The 15,079-nt window shown below is 34.7% G+C and carries 15 protein-coding genes; 14 read left to right on the forward strand and 1 reads right to left on the reverse strand.

All coding sequences use genetic code 11. From position 1 onward, the window contains the following. On the forward strand, positions 1-732 hold a 732-nt coding region (locus Q0Y70_RS07255), incomplete at its 5' end, for a YitT family protein (protein WP_297819026.1). Between the two features lie 44 nt (positions 733-776). Here Q0Y70_RS07255 and Q0Y70_RS07260 read toward each other — a convergent pair. Continuing rightward, positions 777-1,616: a pyruvate, water dikinase regulatory protein gene (locus tag Q0Y70_RS07260; RefSeq protein ID WP_297819028.1), complete on the reverse strand. Its 840-nt coding sequence runs from the start codon at positions 1,614-1,616 to the stop codon at positions 777-779. A gap of 156 nt (positions 1,617-1,772) precedes the next feature. On the opposite strand from Q0Y70_RS07260, the gene rpsU reads away from it, so the two are divergent. From rpsU to pepT, 13 genes are all read left to right on the forward strand, one after another. After that, positions 1,773-1,949: a 30S ribosomal protein S21 gene (gene rpsU / locus Q0Y70_RS07265; protein ID WP_002880182.1), complete on the forward strand. Its 177-nt coding sequence runs from the start codon at positions 1,773-1,775 to the stop codon at positions 1,947-1,949. Between the two features lie 99 nt (positions 1,950-2,048). Continuing rightward, positions 2,049-2,492: a GatB/YqeY domain-containing protein gene (locus tag Q0Y70_RS07270; RefSeq protein ID WP_297819031.1), complete on the forward strand. Its 444-nt coding sequence runs from the start codon at positions 2,049-2,051 to the stop codon at positions 2,490-2,492. Between the two features lie 71 nt (positions 2,493-2,563). Beyond that, positions 2,564-3,472 (forward strand): PhoH family protein, encoded by a 909-nt coding sequence (locus Q0Y70_RS07275; RefSeq protein ID WP_297819065.1) that lies wholly within the window; start codon positions 2,564-2,566, stop codon positions 3,470-3,472. After that, entirely contained in the window at positions 3,472-3,999 is a 528-nt protein-coding gene (gene ybeY / locus Q0Y70_RS07280; protein ID WP_297819034.1) for an rRNA maturation RNase YbeY, read from the forward strand. The genes Q0Y70_RS07275 and ybeY overlap by 1 nt, the downstream gene beginning before the upstream one ends. 61 nt (positions 4,000-4,060) lie before the next feature. Continuing rightward, positions 4,061-4,963, forward strand: coding sequence for a GTPase Era (era, locus tag Q0Y70_RS07285; RefSeq protein WP_297819036.1), 903 nt, complete (start codon positions 4,061-4,063; stop codon positions 4,961-4,963). Beyond that, positions 4,963-5,715, forward strand: coding sequence for a DNA repair protein RecO (gene recO / locus Q0Y70_RS07290; RefSeq protein ID WP_297819039.1), 753 nt, complete (start codon positions 4,963-4,965; stop codon positions 5,713-5,715). Before era ends, recO begins: the two co-directional genes overlap by 1 nt. Before the next feature lie 259 nt (positions 5,716-5,974). Then, a complete protein-coding gene (gene glyQ, locus Q0Y70_RS07295) occupies positions 5,975-6,892 on the forward strand; it encodes a glycine--tRNA ligase subunit alpha (protein ID WP_297819042.1) in 918 nt (305 codons plus the stop codon). Next, positions 6,885-8,957 (forward strand): glycine--tRNA ligase subunit beta, encoded by a 2,073-nt coding sequence (glyS, locus tag Q0Y70_RS07300; protein ID WP_297819045.1) that lies wholly within the window; start codon positions 6,885-6,887, stop codon positions 8,955-8,957. Before glyQ ends, glyS begins: the two co-directional genes overlap by 8 nt. Before the next feature lie 19 nt (positions 8,958-8,976). Next, complete coding sequence (gene dnaG / locus Q0Y70_RS07305; protein WP_297819049.1) at positions 8,977-10,791, forward strand: DNA primase; 1,815 nt, start codon at positions 8,977-8,979, stop codon at positions 10,789-10,791. A gap of 14 nt (positions 10,792-10,805) precedes the next feature. After that, complete coding sequence (gene rpoD, locus Q0Y70_RS07310; protein WP_297819052.1) at positions 10,806-11,945, forward strand: RNA polymerase sigma factor RpoD; 1,140 nt, start codon at positions 10,806-10,808, stop codon at positions 11,943-11,945. Between the two features lie 73 nt (positions 11,946-12,018). Further along, positions 12,019-12,702, forward strand: a complete 684-nt coding sequence (locus tag Q0Y70_RS07315; RefSeq protein WP_297819055.1) for a class I SAM-dependent methyltransferase — start codon at positions 12,019-12,021, stop codon at positions 12,700-12,702. Next, positions 12,699-13,496: a Nif3-like dinuclear metal center hexameric protein gene (locus Q0Y70_RS07320; RefSeq protein ID WP_297819059.1), complete on the forward strand. Its 798-nt coding sequence runs from the start codon at positions 12,699-12,701 to the stop codon at positions 13,494-13,496. The genes Q0Y70_RS07315 and Q0Y70_RS07320 overlap by 4 nt, the downstream gene beginning before the upstream one ends. A 12-nt stretch (positions 13,497-13,508) precedes the next feature. Further along, a complete protein-coding gene (pepT, locus tag Q0Y70_RS07325; RefSeq protein ID WP_297819062.1) occupies positions 13,509-14,756 on the forward strand; it encodes a peptidase T in 1,248 nt (415 codons plus the stop codon). The last annotated feature ends 323 nt before the right edge of the window (positions 14,757-15,079 follow it).

The following is a 15,079-nucleotide window of genomic DNA, read 5'->3' on the forward strand; positions in this document are numbered from 1 at the left end:
CAAATTTTGCAGTCAGTATCTTCCCGATATTTGCCATTTACATTGACCACATCTGTCATGTATTTTGTGTTAAACATCCCTTTGTTTATTTTAGGATGGTTTAAAATCGGACATAAGTTTACTTTCTTCACTTTGATTGCAGTTTTATTAGGGTCAATTATGATGAAGATAATTGCTCCAATCAAGATGAGTTACGATCCGATTATTTGTGCTATATTTGGAGGCGTAATTAACGGCGTAGGTACTGGTATTGCGCTGAAGTCAGGTATTTCAACTGGCGGTTTAGATGTATTAGGTATAATTTTAAGAAAAAAGACTGGTAAAAGTTTTGGTCAAATAAATATCTTTTTCAATTTAATTATTGTTGTTTGTGCGGGCTTCGTCTTTGGCTGGTCCAGAGCACTTTATACTGCTTTAAACATTTTTGTTAATGGTAAAGTTATTGATGCCGTTTATACTCAACACCAAAAAATGCAAGTTATCATTGTTACAGAGCATCCTAAACATATTATTGAAGGGGTACAAAAGACAATGCATCGGGGGATTACGATTCTACATGATGCCGAAGGTGCTTATAGTCATACAGAAAAGACAGTTTTATTGACAGTGATTGACCGTTATGACATGTATGATATTTATAATATAGTTTTAAATAGTGATCCATATGCATTTATGAGTGTAACTGAAGTTGCTAAAGTATACGGACGATTCAAAGAAAGAAAACCAGTATAAGAAAAAAGACCCAATTGGGTCTTTTTGTTTTGATTGAGAATATTTTATTTAGCGTAGTCATCAATGCCAAGGTGTTCAAGAATTAAGGCAGCAGTTTCTTCAATTGAACGGTGAGCAACATTGATTACATAACAGCCAAGTTTTTTGTAAAGTGCTTGAGCAGAAGCTAATTCTTTATTGATGGAGTCCATATTGGAGTAAGTCGTATCAGGATTTAAACCATAAGAAATCATTCTTTGACGTCTAATTTCGTTTAATACTGATGGATCATTAGTTAGGCCGATAATTTTTTTAGGATCAACTTGATAAATTTCTTCTGGAATATGGGTTTGAGGAACTAGTGGTAGATTTGCTACCTTTAGGTTTTTGTTTGCTAAGAATAAAGAAAGCGGAGTCTTGGAAGTTCTGGATACTCCAAGTAATACTACATCTGCTTCCAAAAAGCCCTTTGGATCCTTACCATCATCATACATGACAGCAAATTCCATAGCTGAAATACGATCAAAGTAATTTTGTCCCATTTGGTGAACAGCACCAATTTCATGTTTAGGATCAATACCAGTGATAGCGTGAATGTTATCAATCACGCCAGAAAGTAGATCTACATATTTAATATTATGTTCGCGTGAAAATTTAATTACTGCTAATTGTTGCTCTTCAGTAACTAATGTAAATGCAATCATTAAATTGTCTAGATCTTTGATTTCATCGAAAACTTTTTCAAGTTTTTCTTTATTGGTAATGAAAGGATAACGGCGGTAGTTAAAGTTGACTTCTGGATATTGAACAGCACCAGCTTGAACCATATTAAAAGCAGTATCACCGACGGCATCAGAAATAATAACGAGATTAACGGTTTGTTTGTGAGTATTTTGATCAGTCATAATTTCACCTCATATAATTAATTACTCTAATTATAAATTATAATATTTATTGAAGAAAAGTGATATGGACTATTGACCAGATTTTTGAGGTTAGCTATAATTGAACTATATTGTTGTGGCACAACTGTGCCAAGAAATGGAAGGAGGGATCTCACTATGGCTAAGACAATCGTTCACGAAAACGAGTCTATTGATGATGCTCTTCGTCGTTTCAAACGTTCCGTTTCTAGAAGTGGTACTTTGCAAGAATACCGTAAACGTGAATTCTACGAAAAACCTAGTGTTCGCAGAAAGTTAAAATCAGAAGCTGCACGTAAGCGTAGACATTATTAATAAGAAATTGCTCTGGTAGATTTTATCTATTCAGAGCTTTTTTTTGCACAAAAATTGTATAATGGAATAGTATAGATAAAAGAAAGGAATTATTTAAAAATGTCATTAAATGATACTTTAATGCAAGATATGAAAAAGGCCATGAAGGAAAAGGATAAAGATACTTTGACGGTTGTCCGTTCCTTAAAGGCTGCATTGATGAACTACAAAATTAAAGTAGGTCATGACTTGACTGATGAGGATGATTTGACGGTCCTTTCAAGTGCTTTAAAGCAAAGAAAAGAATCTTTAGAAGAATTTACGAAGGCTAATCGCGATGATTTGATTACACAAACGCAAAAAGAAATGGATGTAATTGAAAAATACATGCCAAAGCAAATGTCTAAGGAGGAATTAGAAAAGGTAGTCGAAGAAACAATATCTGAAGTTGGTGCAAGTTCTAAAAAAGATTTTGGAAAAGTTATGCAAGCTTTGATGCCTAAGATTAAAGGTAAAGCTGATGGAAAATCAGCTTCAACTATTGTAGGTAAAAAGCTTAATTAGATATTTTATGGAGGCTTTTAGTGGAAGAATCTATTGAAGCTGTTTTTACGCCAACTAAGCCAGAAAATATTATGAACCTGGTTGGCATTAATGATGCAAATTTAAAATTAATCGAAGAATCATATGACATAAAAGTCACTGATACCGGTAGCGAGATTGAAGTGAACGGTCCCAAAGATTCAGTTAAAAAAGCTTTAGATGTATTAACTGCACTTGATAAGGTGGTTACAAAGGGAATTTCAATAACGGCTACAGATGTAGTCAGTGCTGTTAAGATGGCAGATAAAGGAACTTTGGAATTTTTTGGTGAATTCTATAATAAAATTTTGATTCGCGATGCAAAAGGCCGTCCTATTCGCGTTAAAAATATGGGTCAAAAGCGATATATTGAAGCTATTAAGAAAAATGATGTTGTCTTTGGCATTGGGCCGGCAGGAACCGGTAAGACATTCTTAGCCGTAGTTATGGCAATTGCAGCTTTTAAAAAGGGAGAAGTTTCTAGAATTATCTTAACGAGACCTGCAGTTGAAGCAGGCGAATCATTAGGATTTTTACCAGGAGATCTAAAAGAAAAGGTTGATCCGTATTTACGCCCAATCTATGATTCACTTTATGCAATCCTGGGAATCGATGCGACTAATCGGTTGATGGAACGTGGATTAATTGAAGTAGCGCCTTTAGCATATATGCGTGGTAGAACATTGGATGATGCCTTTGTTATTTTGGATGAAGCTCAAAATACCACTGAAGCTCAAATGAAAATGTTTTTAACCCGTTTAGGCTTTAATTCAAAGATGGTCGTTAATGGAGATCAAACGCAGATTGATTTGCCAGGAAAAGCAAGAAGCGGATTACTTCAAGCTGAACATGTCTTAGCTAAGATCGATCAGATTGAATTTGTAAACTTTACTTTTAATGACGTTGTTCGACACCCAGTTGTCGCAAAGATTGTTAGAGCTTATGAAGAAGAGGGACACTAGTGGATCAGTTAGATATCTCTTTTAATGATGAAATTGGATTCTTAGAAGATAAGAGTCGAGATTGGCAGAGATGGATTTTAAATTTGCTTTTATCTGCAAAAAAAGCTATTAATAAAGATAACGAGCAAGAAATTAGTATAAATTTTGTTTCTAGTGATCGGATTCATGAAATAAATAAAAAATATCGTGGTAAGGATCGGCCTACTGATGTTATTTCTTTTGCAATAGAAGATGGAGAAGAAAATGACCTCATGGCTCAATTTTTAGAAGATCCAAACTTTGTAGAAGATATTGGTGATTTATTTATTTGCATTGATGTGGTGAAAAAACAGGCTGTAGATTATGAAACTGGCTTTGATCGAGAATTTGGCTATACTTTAGTACATGGCTACCTTCATTTAAATGGTTATGATCATATCGAAGATGAGCAAGCAAAAGAAATGTTCTCTATTCAAGGAAAGGTGCTCAGAGAATATGGTTTGCCACTTCACCCGAATCAAGAAACACATGGAAAACAAATCCATTAAATTTAAAATACCGTATTTTCTTGCAATACGGTATTTTGTTTTATAAAAGAAAGAAAAGAAAATGACTGAAGAATTTAAATCGGGCTTTGTAGCTTTAATTGGCCGCCCAAATGTCGGAAAATCAACTTTATTAAACTACTTGGTTGGTCAGAAAGTGGCTATTATGTCTCCTCAACCTCAAACAACGAGAAATAAAATTTCTGGGGTTTATACTGGCCAACATGAACAGATTGTATTTATTGATACACCAGGTATTCATAAACCTAAAAATAAACTTGATGACTTCATGGATAAGTCAAGTTATTCGGCACTAGATGAAGTTGATGTTGTTTTATTTATGGTTGAACCCCAAAAAGCCGGCAAAGGGGATCAATATATTGCTGAGCTTTTAAAGAAGATCAAAAAGCCAGTATTTTTAGTAATTAACAAAATTGATACAATCCACCCTGATAAGTTATTCGAGATTATTGATTCGTATAAAGAATTGGGTGATTTTACCGAAATCGTTCCTATTTCAGCAAGTCAGGGTAATAACGTTGATGAATTAATTAAAACGATTACTAAGTATCTGCCAGTTGGACCTCAATTCTATGATGCAGATCAGATAACAGATCGTCCAGAATATTTTATTGTTGCTGAATTGATCAGGGAGCAAGTTTTACGTCTAACTCATGAAGAAGTACCTCATGCAACTGCAGTAGTAGTTGATCGGATGCGTGATCATGAGAATGGAAAGCTTCAAGTCGAAGCTACCATTTATGTTGAAAGAGATGGTCAAAAAGGAATAATCATCGGTAAAAAAGGATCAATGCTTAAACAAATTGGAATTGCTGCTAGAAGAGAGATAGAAAATCTTTTAGGTGAAAAGATTAATTTAAAGCTGTGGGTTAAAGTTCAAAAGAATTGGCGCTCAGATCCAGTATTTTTGAAATCTATTGGTTATAATGCGAAGGAACTTCGTTGATGGCTAGCGAACTTGTTGATGTTAGTGGGATTATTTTTAAGAGAAAAAGGTATAAAGAAGCTGATGTGTTAACTAAGATCATCACTAAACAAAAAGGTATATTCACTATAGATGTTAAAGGTGCATTAAGGCCTAAGTCCAAATTGGGGGCTGCAACTTTAAACTTTTCTTATGGAATTTATACAGTCAACACTTCAAACAAAGGAATTAGTTCACTAAGAACTTTTAAAAATGTCCGCCAGTTTGAAAATATCTATCTTGATATTACCAAACAAGCGTATGCAAGCTATATATTAGATTTAGTAGATCATGCCTTTATCGAATATCAAGCAAATTGGGAAGTGTATGATTTGGTTTTTACAGCTTTAAACAAAATCAATGATGACTTTGATGAAGAAATTATAAAACAAATGATCGAATTGAAAATGCTTTATTATTTTGGCGTTGCGCCAAAACTTGATAGTTGTATGATTTGTAATAAGAAACAAGGCATTTTTGATTTTTCTTTAGAAAGAGGAGCAATAATCTGTAGCGACCATTTTAACCAAGTTAGTGATCGTATGCACTTAGATCCACAGGTAGTTTCTTTAATAAGAACATTAGCTTTAATTAAGATTGATCGTTTAGGTAAAATCAATATAAATACAAATTTAAAAAATAATTCCAAAAGAGTTATCGATCGGATGTACACTCGTTACTTAGACTTAAATTTGAAAAGCAAAAAGTTTCTTGATGAATTAAGAATGATTTAGGTTAAATCTAGAAATTTCTATCAAAAAATGTTAAAATTGATTACGTATTTTGACAGTTCAAAAGGAATAAAAAAAGTACTAGTTTAGCGAATGCAGTATGGTGAAAGTGCATCTAGGAAAAGGCACCTTTTAGTCAAAACATCGTAATTAAGAGCAGGAAGAATACTTCCTGAATTAGGGTGGAACCGCGAAATAAATCGTCCCTATGCAACTTTTGCATAGGCTTTTTTTATGGCCTATGAAGCGAGGAGAGAAAACTATGTCAGAAAAACTGAGTATCCAGGATATGATTTTTAAATTAGAACAATTCTGGGCTTCTAAAGGTTGTATGATTATGCCTTCATATGATGAGCAAAAAGGCGCAGGAACCATGAGTCCTTATACTTTTTTACGGGCCGTAGGACCTGAACCATGGGCAGCTTGTTATGTAGAGCCTTCAAGACGTCCAGCTGATGGTCGATATGGTGATAATCCTAATCGTTTATATCAACACCACCAATTCCAAGTAGTAATCAAACCAGCTCCTGAAGACATTCAACAATACTATTTAGATAGTTTACGTGTTTTAGGTATAGAACCATTAGAGCATGATATCAGATTTGTTGAAGATAACTGGGCAAACCCATCAATGGGATGTGCAGGTGTAGGTTGGGAAGTCTGGCTTGATGGAATGGAAGTTTCTCAATTTACTTATTTCCAAGTTGTGGGCGAACTAGACGTTAAGCCAACAATGAGCGAAATCACTTATGGTGTTGAAAGACTTGCATCTTATATCCAAGAAGTTAACTCCGTATTTGATCTTGAATGGGGTCATGGTGTGTTATATCGTGATATTTTCAAACAGCCTGAATATGAACACTCAAAATATGCATTTGAAGAAAGCGATCAAGAACAGTTACTCAAGTTCTTTGACATTTACGAAGCAACAGCCAAACGTTTGCTTAGTCAAAATCTAATTCATCCAGCATATGACTATATTTTGAAATGTAGTCACACCTTCAATTTGCTTGATGCAAGAGGTGCGGTTTCTGTAACCGAAAGAGCTGGTTACTTATCTAGAATTAGAAACTTGGCTCATCTTGCAGCTAAAGGATTTGTTGAAGAACGTGAAAAACGAGGCTTCCCATTATTGAAGCACCAAGAAGATCAAGAGAAAGCTGGGCAAGTAAATGACTAAAGACTACTTATTTGAAATTGGTACTGAAGAAATGCCAGCACATGTTGTTTCAAAAAGTGTGAAGCAACTTGCTGACAGAACAAAGAAGTTCTTAAAAGAAAATGGCCTATCTTTTAAAGACATTAAAACTTTTTCTACACCACGTCGTTTAACTATTTTGGTTGAAGAGTTAGCTGAAAAACAAGACGATATTGATGAAGTAAAAAAGGGTCCCGCTAAAAAGATTGCTCAAGATAAAGATGGTAACTGGACTAAAGCGGCAGAAGGTTTTGTTCGCGGACAAGGCATGAGTGTTGACGACATTTATTTTGAAGAACTAAAGGGTACTGAATACGCTTATGTTCATGTTCAAAAAGAAGGTAAAAAAGCTTCAGATATTTTAATGAACATGAGTGAAATTATTAAAGCGATGACTTTCCCAACAAAAATGCGTTGGGGTAGTTATGACTTTGAATTTGTCCGCCCAATTCATTGGATGGTTTCTTTATTTGGTAGTGAAGTAATTCCAGTTAAACTTTTGGATGTTACTGCTGGCAGAAAAACTCAAGGACATCGCTTTTTAGGTGATTCAATCGTATTAGCAAATGCAGACGATTACGAAGAAGCCTTAAAGAGTCAATATGTCATTGCTGATGCTGATGAAAGAAAGGGTATGATTATTAATCAAATCCAAGAATTGGCAGCTCAAAATAATTGGAAGGTCACTTTAGATAAAGGCTTATTAGAAGAAGTTACTAACTTAGTTGAATATCCAACAGTTTTTGCTGGAAGCTTTGATAAAAAGTATTTAAACATTCCTGATGAAGTTTTGATTACTTCAATGAAGGATAACCAAAGATACTTTGAAGTTTACGATGAAAACGGTAAGTTAATTAATCACTTCATTTCTGTTAGAAATGGAAACAGCGAATATCTTGATAATGTTATTTCAGGTAATGAAAAAGTCCTTGTTGCTCGTTTAGATGATGCACAATTCTTCTACGATGAAGATAAGAAATATCCACTATCACACTTTGTAGATAAATTAAAAGATGTTTCTTTCCACGATAAGATTGGTTCTGTTTCTGATCACATGGCTCGTGTTAAATTAATTGGTGATTTAATTGCCAACAAGCTTAACTTGAGTGATCAAGAAATTAAGGACTTTGATAGAGCAGCAGATATTTATAAATTTGATCTCGTTACTGCTATGGTTGGAGAATTTGCTGAATTACAAGGTATTATGGGCATGCATTATGCAAGATTGGCTGGTGAAAATGAAGCAGTCAGCTCTGCTATTAAAGAAAGCTATATGCCAACAAGTGCGGAAGGTGAATTGCCAGCTTCTACTGTCGGTTCACTTTTATCAATTGCAGATAAGCTAGATACTATTATTACTTTCTTTGCAGCCGGTATGGTTCCTTCTTCATCAAATGATCCTTACGCTTTGAGAAGAAATGCTTATGGTATTGTTAGAATCCTTTTAAATGAAAACTGGTCTTTATCTATTAGAGAATTACTACCAGAATTAGTTGATATTCTCTCAGGTGCAACTAGTGCCAAATTACCTAAGGACCGTGATGCTGAAAATGAAATCGCTGATTTTATTCGTGATCGTGTAAAGCAATACTTACAAGTTAGTGATTACAAGTATGATGTTATTGATGCTGTTTTGGCTTCTAGTCAACAAGATCCAATTCAAATGTTAGCTGCAGCTAAGACTCTTCAAACTCACCATGATGATGAAGACTTTAAACCTGTTGTTGAAAGTTTAACTCGTATTACTAATATCTTGAAGAAAGCTAAATTCCAAGCAAATAATGAAGTTAATAATGAACTATTTGATTCTCAAAGTGAAGCAGAATTATTTGCTGGTGTGAATGAATTACAAAATCAAGAGGACTTAGCTATCAGTGACTTGTATAAGGGCTTTGTTGAACTTCAACCAGTCATCGATAATTATTTCGAATCTAACATGATCTTGGATAAAGATGAAAATATTAAAAATAACCGTTTGGCACAATTAGCTCAAGTAAATGCATTAGCTGATCGTATGGGTGATTTAAGCCAATTGGTAATTAAATAATGTAAAAAGGAGCTTGTCGATGGCAGGCCGTATTCCTGAAGAGTTCATTAATGAAGTACGTAACTCTGTCAACATAGTAGATGTAATTAGTCAATATGTTTCTTTAACTAAAAAAGGAAAAGATTATACCGGATTATGTCCGTTTCATCAAGAAAAAACACCATCCTTCACTGTAAATGAAGCTAAGCAATTTTTTAAATGCTTCGGTTGCGGTAAGGGAGGAAATGTCTTTAAGTTCATGATGTATCAGGAAAACCTGACCTTTCCTGAAAGTGTAAAAGCTGTTGCTGACATGGCACATATTCAAATGCCCGAAGGGGTAATTGGTAAAACCGAACCTCTTAGTCCGTTGAAAAAAATGTACCAACAGGCAACTGAGTTTTATCAGCATATTTTACTAACAACCAAAGCTGGTGAAAAAGCTTTACAATATGCAAAAAAGCGAGAATTAGACAATGAATTATTGGATCACTTTAAAATAGGATATGCCCCAGATAATGACGGAATCTTATATACTTTTTTAAAGCAAAAGGGCTATGAAGAAGATCTTTTGAGAAGAAGTGGCCTTTTTGTTGAATCACAAGAGGGAAAATTGTATGACAGATTTCGTGATCGATTAATGTTTCCTTTAGGTGATGAAGTAGGACGAACAATCGGTTTTTCTGGCAGACGAATATCAAATAATTCTGAAATTGCTAAGTACATGAACAGTCCGGAAACAGAGATTTTCACCAAATCAAAACTACTTTTCCATTTATCAGAAGCTAAAAAAGCTGCTCGATCAGAAGGGCATCTGATTTTATATGAAGGCTATATGGATGTAATTGCTGCCTATAAGGCTGGGATTAAGTCTGGTGTAGCTTCTATGGGAACTAGTTTAACTGATGAACAGGTTTATATTCTTCGGCGAATTACGCCAAATGTGATTGTAAACTATGATGGGGATCCTCCGGGAATTCATGCTGCTGAAAGAGCATGCAATATGTTCAGCAAAGTTAATGGATTTAATCTCGGGATTGTTGTCTTGCCTGAGAATTTAGATCCAGATGAGTATGTTAAAAAATATGGTCCCGAAAAATACCAAGGTCAAGTAAAAGCAGCTCTAACTCCGGTAGATTTTTTACTAAATCGATTAGCGTTGAAGTTTAATTTACATAATGATCGTGAAAAACTAAGCTTTATCAATGAAGCTGTTGATTTAATTGCACCTTTGAATGATCCAGTAGCAGAGGACTTGTATCTTGAAAAGATCTCTAAGCAAACTAGTGTAAGTGTTGAATCTTTAAAAGTTTCAGTACTTAGAGCTAGGAGAAAATTAAACCGAGCTAAAAATCATCAAAGACAAATTAATCAATTTGAAGCGCAAGTATATCAAGATCAGGAAGCAGAATTTCAAGAATCAACACATTCTGCTCAATCTGTAAATGAAAATCCCGCTTTACGAAGATTGCTCTATTTATACATTCATAGTGAACAAGCACGTGATTATCTATTAGAGAGGAATTTCTTGTTTCCAGATCCAGCTTATGCTAATTTAGCTGAATTATGGCTCAAATACTTGGAACAAACTACTACGCCAACTGTACAAGGATTTATAGATTTTGTTCCTGAACAACTTCAAGGTATAATTGTAAATATGGAGATGGCAGAAATGCCAGAAGATTATTCAAAACAAGAGTTGGATGATCAACTTCAGGCCTTGGCAAATTCTAAAATTGATGAGCAATTGCATAGCTTGCTTGATAATTTGCAAGAAGCACAGATGCGAAATGATCAAGAAGATTTATTGCGAATTACTCAAAAAATTATAGATTTAAAGAGACAGAAGAATTAGAGGAGGCTTATTTTATGGCAGAAAAAAACACTACCACTAAAAAAGATGCTTCTAGTGAAGAAGCAAATTTATCACTAGATAAAATGGTGAAGCAAGTGGTCAAGGACGTTAAAAAGAGTAAATCAATTACTGAGACTGATTTTACTGCTCGTTTGATTAAGCCTTATCACTTGGAAGGCAAAGCCGTTGATCAATTGGTACAAGAATTTGAAGATAATGGGATTTCAATTGTCGACGAAAATGGAGAACCTTCTAAACTTGCCCTAAAGAAACAAAAAGATGTTGAGAAAGCAGAGTTAAAGGATATGTCTGCTCCTTCAAGCGTTAGAATGAACGATCCAGTTAGAATGTACTTAAAGGAAATTGGACGTGTTTCATTGCTTAATGCTGACCAAGAAATTGCCTTGGCTAAAAGAATTGAAGATGGCGATGAAGAAGCAAAACAAGAACTTGCCGAAGCCAACTTGAGACTGGTTGTATCTATTGCTAAAAGATATGTTGGACGTGGAATGTCTTTTCTTGATTTGATTCAAGAAGGTAACATGGGGCTGATGAAAGCTGTAGATAAGTTCGACTATCGTTTGGGTTTCAAATTTTCAACTTATGCAACTTGGTGGATTAGACAGGCTATTACGCGTGCTATTGCTGACCAAGCTAGAACAATTCGTATTCCAGTTCACATGGTTGAAACTATTAATAAATTGATTAGAATTCAACGTCAATTGCTTCAAGATCTCGGTCGTGAACCAACTCCTGAAGAAATTGGTGCCGAAATGGATATGCCAACTGATAAAGTTAGAGATATCTTGAAGATCGCACAAGAACCCGTTTCGCTTGAAACACCTATTGGTGAAGAAGATGATTCTCATTTGGGTGATTTTATTGAGGATAAAGATGCGACAAGTCCAGAACAACATGCTTCATATGAACTGCTCAAGGAACAACTTGAACAAGTGCTTGATACTTTAACTGATCGTGAAGAAAATGTATTGAGACTTCGCTTTGGCCTTGACGATGGAAGAACTCGTACTTTGGAAGAAGTCGGTAAAGTTTTCGGTGTTACTCGTGAACGTATTCGTCAAATCGAAGCTAAAGCTTTACGTAAATTACGCCACCCGAGTCGTTCAAACCAACTGAAGGATTTCTTAGATTAAAAATTAAAGAGTTCACTGAATTTTCAAGTGAACTCTTTTTCTTTATGCTAAAATTTTCTTTAGGAGGAAATATATGCTTGAAAAAAGATTAGCAACCATTGCTGACATGGTTGAACCAAATAGTAGACTAGCTGATATTGGGACTGATCATGCTTATTTACCAATCGATTTAGTACAAAATGGCAAGATTGATTTTGCGATTGCTTCTGATGTGGCTAAGGGTCCATTGGATAATGCCAAAAATGACATCTTAGCAGCAGGCCTAAATGATAAAATTCAAACTCGATTGGGCTCAGGCCTTGATACAATTTCAAGTAATGATCAAATTGATACTGTAGTAATTGCTGGTATGGGTGGAAAACTAATGGTTGATTTGCTTGAAAAGGCAAGAAAAGAAGGTAAGGTCTTTCAAACATTAATTTTAGAACCTAATGTCGGTGAAGATATTGTTAGATCTTGGCTTAGTCAGAATAATTATATGATTAAGACAGAAGTGATAATTGAAGTCTCAGGTCATATTTACGAAATTATTAAGGCAGAACTAACTTCCAATAATAGACCTCTCACTTTAGAAGAGATAAAGTTTGGACCGTTCCTAATTAGAGAAAAGAATTCAATCTTTATCAAAAAATGGGAAAAGCAGCTTACCTTTCAAAAGCAATTATTAAAAAACCTAAACAAAGCAAAAGTTCCAGATACTAAAAAAATCGATGACGTAAACAATACTATAAAAATGATCAAAGAGGTTCTCAAATGACGAAAGTAAAAGATATAGTAGATAGACTTGAGCAAGACTTTCCTAAAGAGATTGCTTCTAAAGGTGATCCAGTTGGGATGCAAATCGGTTCTTTAGAACAAGATGTTACCAAAGTAATGACAACTTTGGACGTACGTCCGCAAGTAGTAGATGAGGCAATTGAAAAAGGTGCTAATTTTATTGTTAGTCATCACCCAGTGATGTTTAGACCAGCTCGAAATTTAGATTTTTCTGATCCGCAAAATAAAATGTACGCTGATTTAATTGCACATGGTATTACGGTGTATTCGATCCATACCAATTCAGATAAGGCGCAAGATGGGTCTGCAGATTGGCAGGCTCAAGAGTTAGGATTAAAAGATATTGAACCGTTTGCCTTAGATGAGGATGGAATCGCTATTGGGAGAAAGGGACGTTTGCTAGAACAAATGTCAGCATATGATTTTGCCTACTATGTTAAAGACAAAATGAATATTAAGATGGCTCGTTTAATTACTGATGATAATGACAAAATGATTTCAAGTGTTGCTTTCATTTGTGGAGATGGAGGTAAGTTTTGGCATCAGGCGGTGCAAGAAGGAGTAGATGCTTTTATAACTGGAGATGTTTATTATCATGTCGGCCACGATATGATTTCGTCTGGTTTGACAGTTGTTGACCCCGGTCATTACACAGAAAAGTTGTTTAAGTACAAGGTTGCAGATCGACTAAAAAAATGGAATGAGGAGTACAATTGGGATGTTGACGTTGATGTTTCAGAAGTTTCAACTAATCCATTTCAAGATTTATTTTAAAAGGAAGACATTATGACAGAATATCCAACATTATTACCAAGATTTTTAAAGTATGTAAAAGTTAATTCACGTTCTGATGAACATTCGGATCGTTTCCCTTCTACAGAAAGAGAAGAGAATTTTCAAAAGAATGTAATTATGAAAGACTTAGAAGAGTTAGGGTTGCAAGACGTACATTATAATCAAAAAAGCGGCTGTGTGATCGCTACTATTCCATCAAATTTAGACTATGAAGTACCAACTTTTGGCTTGCTTGCACACTGCGATACTGCTGACTTTGATTCAGAAGATGTCAAACCTCAAATTACTAAAAACTATGATGGTGAATCCAAGATTCAATTAGGAGATTCTGAATTTTATCTTGACCCGGAAGTTTTTCCGCATTTGAAGAATTACAAGGGTCAAACAATTATTTCTGCTTCAGGAGATACACTTTTGGGCGGTGATGATAAATGTGGAATTTCGGAATTAATGACCTTTGCTGAATACTTGATGCAGCATCCTGAAGAAAAACATGGCAAAATACGCTTGGCCTTTACTCCAGATGAAGAAATTGGTACTGGGGCACAGCACTTTGATGTTGATGAATTTGGTGCTGATTTTGCTTACACCGTTGATGGAGAAGCTCCAGGAAAACTTGACTGGGGTACTTTTTCTGCAGCACAATTTAGCTTAGATATTCAAGGGGTCAATGTCCATCCCGCAGTTGCTAAGGGTCAAATGATTAATGCGATTCAAGTTGGAATCGATTTTCATAATCAATTACCTGAACATGATCGTCCAGAACATACTGATGGTAAGGAAGGCTTTTTCCACTTGATGAATTTTGATGGAACAGTTGATTCAGCTCATATGGATTATATTATCCGTGACTTTGAAAGAGATGGTCTTGAAGCTAGAAAGAACCTTGTAAAAGACATCGTTAAAAAAATGAATGATGAATTTGGCAGTGAAAGAATTAAGCTCAAGATGTGGGATCAATACTATAATATGGCTGACGAACTTAAAAAGCACATGGAAATCGTTGATTTAGCAAGGGATGCGTATAAGGCTGAAGGCTTGAATGTTAATGAAGATCCCGTTCGTGGTGGTACTGATGGTTCACAATTAACTTATATGGGCTTGCCATGTCCAAACCTCTTTGCAGGTGAAGAAAATATGCACGGTCGTTACGAATATACTGTATTAGAAAGTATGTGGAAAGCTGTGGATGTTTTACGTAAGATTAACCAATTGAACGTGGAAAGAAACAAGAAATAGTATATTTATGAAACAAAATTGACAGGATTTTGCATTAAATAGTTAATTGCTTTAAAAATATAAAAAATAGAAATACTATTATAGCACTATTTTTGAAAATGCAAAATTTAAATAAAAATTAAAGTAAGTTTTACACTTTGAATATAAATTAAAAATAAAAGCTGCATTTATTGCTTATATAGCAAGTGATTGTAGCTTTTTTATTTTTGCTTAGCGATTTTAATTTTTAATTGTGAAACAAAACCCCTGGATTTTATAGTTGTAATTGAAAAATTATCTGTTAAAATAATAGTGTAATAGATAAATAATACAGCAGGTGATAA

Origin of the sequence: uncultured Lactobacillus sp. (assembly GCF_947367085.1) — a bacterium.
GTDB lineage: Bacteria > Bacillota > Bacilli > Lactobacillales > Lactobacillaceae > Lactobacillus.

Coding starts and splice junctions, on each gene's coding strand:
- glyQ (WP_297819042.1), top strand. CDS start 5,975: ATGTCAGAAAAACTGAGTATCCAGGATATGATTTTTAAATTAGAACAA.
- Q0Y70_RS07260 (WP_297819028.1), bottom strand. CDS start 1,616: ATGACTGATCAAAATACTCACAAACAAACCGTTAATCTCGTTATTATT.
- rpoD (WP_297819052.1), top strand. CDS start 10,806: ATGGCAGAAAAAAACACTACCACTAAAAAAGATGCTTCTAGTGAAGAA.
- glyS (WP_297819045.1), top strand. CDS start 6,885: ATGACTAAAGACTACTTATTTGAAATTGGTACTGAAGAAATGCCAGCA.
- dnaG (WP_297819049.1), top strand. CDS start 8,977: ATGGCAGGCCGTATTCCTGAAGAGTTCATTAATGAAGTACGTAACTCT.
- pepT (WP_297819062.1), top strand. CDS start 13,509: ATGACAGAATATCCAACATTATTACCAAGATTTTTAAAGTATGTAAAA.
- Q0Y70_RS07270 (WP_297819031.1), top strand. CDS start 2,049: ATGTCATTAAATGATACTTTAATGCAAGATATGAAAAAGGCCATGAAG.
- rpsU (WP_002880182.1), top strand. CDS start 1,773: ATGGCTAAGACAATCGTTCACGAAAACGAGTCTATTGATGATGCTCTT.
- era (WP_297819036.1), top strand. CDS start 4,061: ATGACTGAAGAATTTAAATCGGGCTTTGTAGCTTTAATTGGCCGCCCA.
- Q0Y70_RS07320 (WP_297819059.1), top strand. CDS start 12,699: ATGACGAAAGTAAAAGATATAGTAGATAGACTTGAGCAAGACTTTCCT.
- Q0Y70_RS07315 (WP_297819055.1), top strand. CDS start 12,019: ATGCTTGAAAAAAGATTAGCAACCATTGCTGACATGGTTGAACCAAAT.
- recO (WP_297819039.1), top strand. CDS start 4,963: ATGGCTAGCGAACTTGTTGATGTTAGTGGGATTATTTTTAAGAGAAAA.
- Q0Y70_RS07275 (WP_297819065.1), top strand. CDS start 2,564: ATGAACCTGGTTGGCATTAATGATGCAAATTTAAAATTAATCGAAGAA.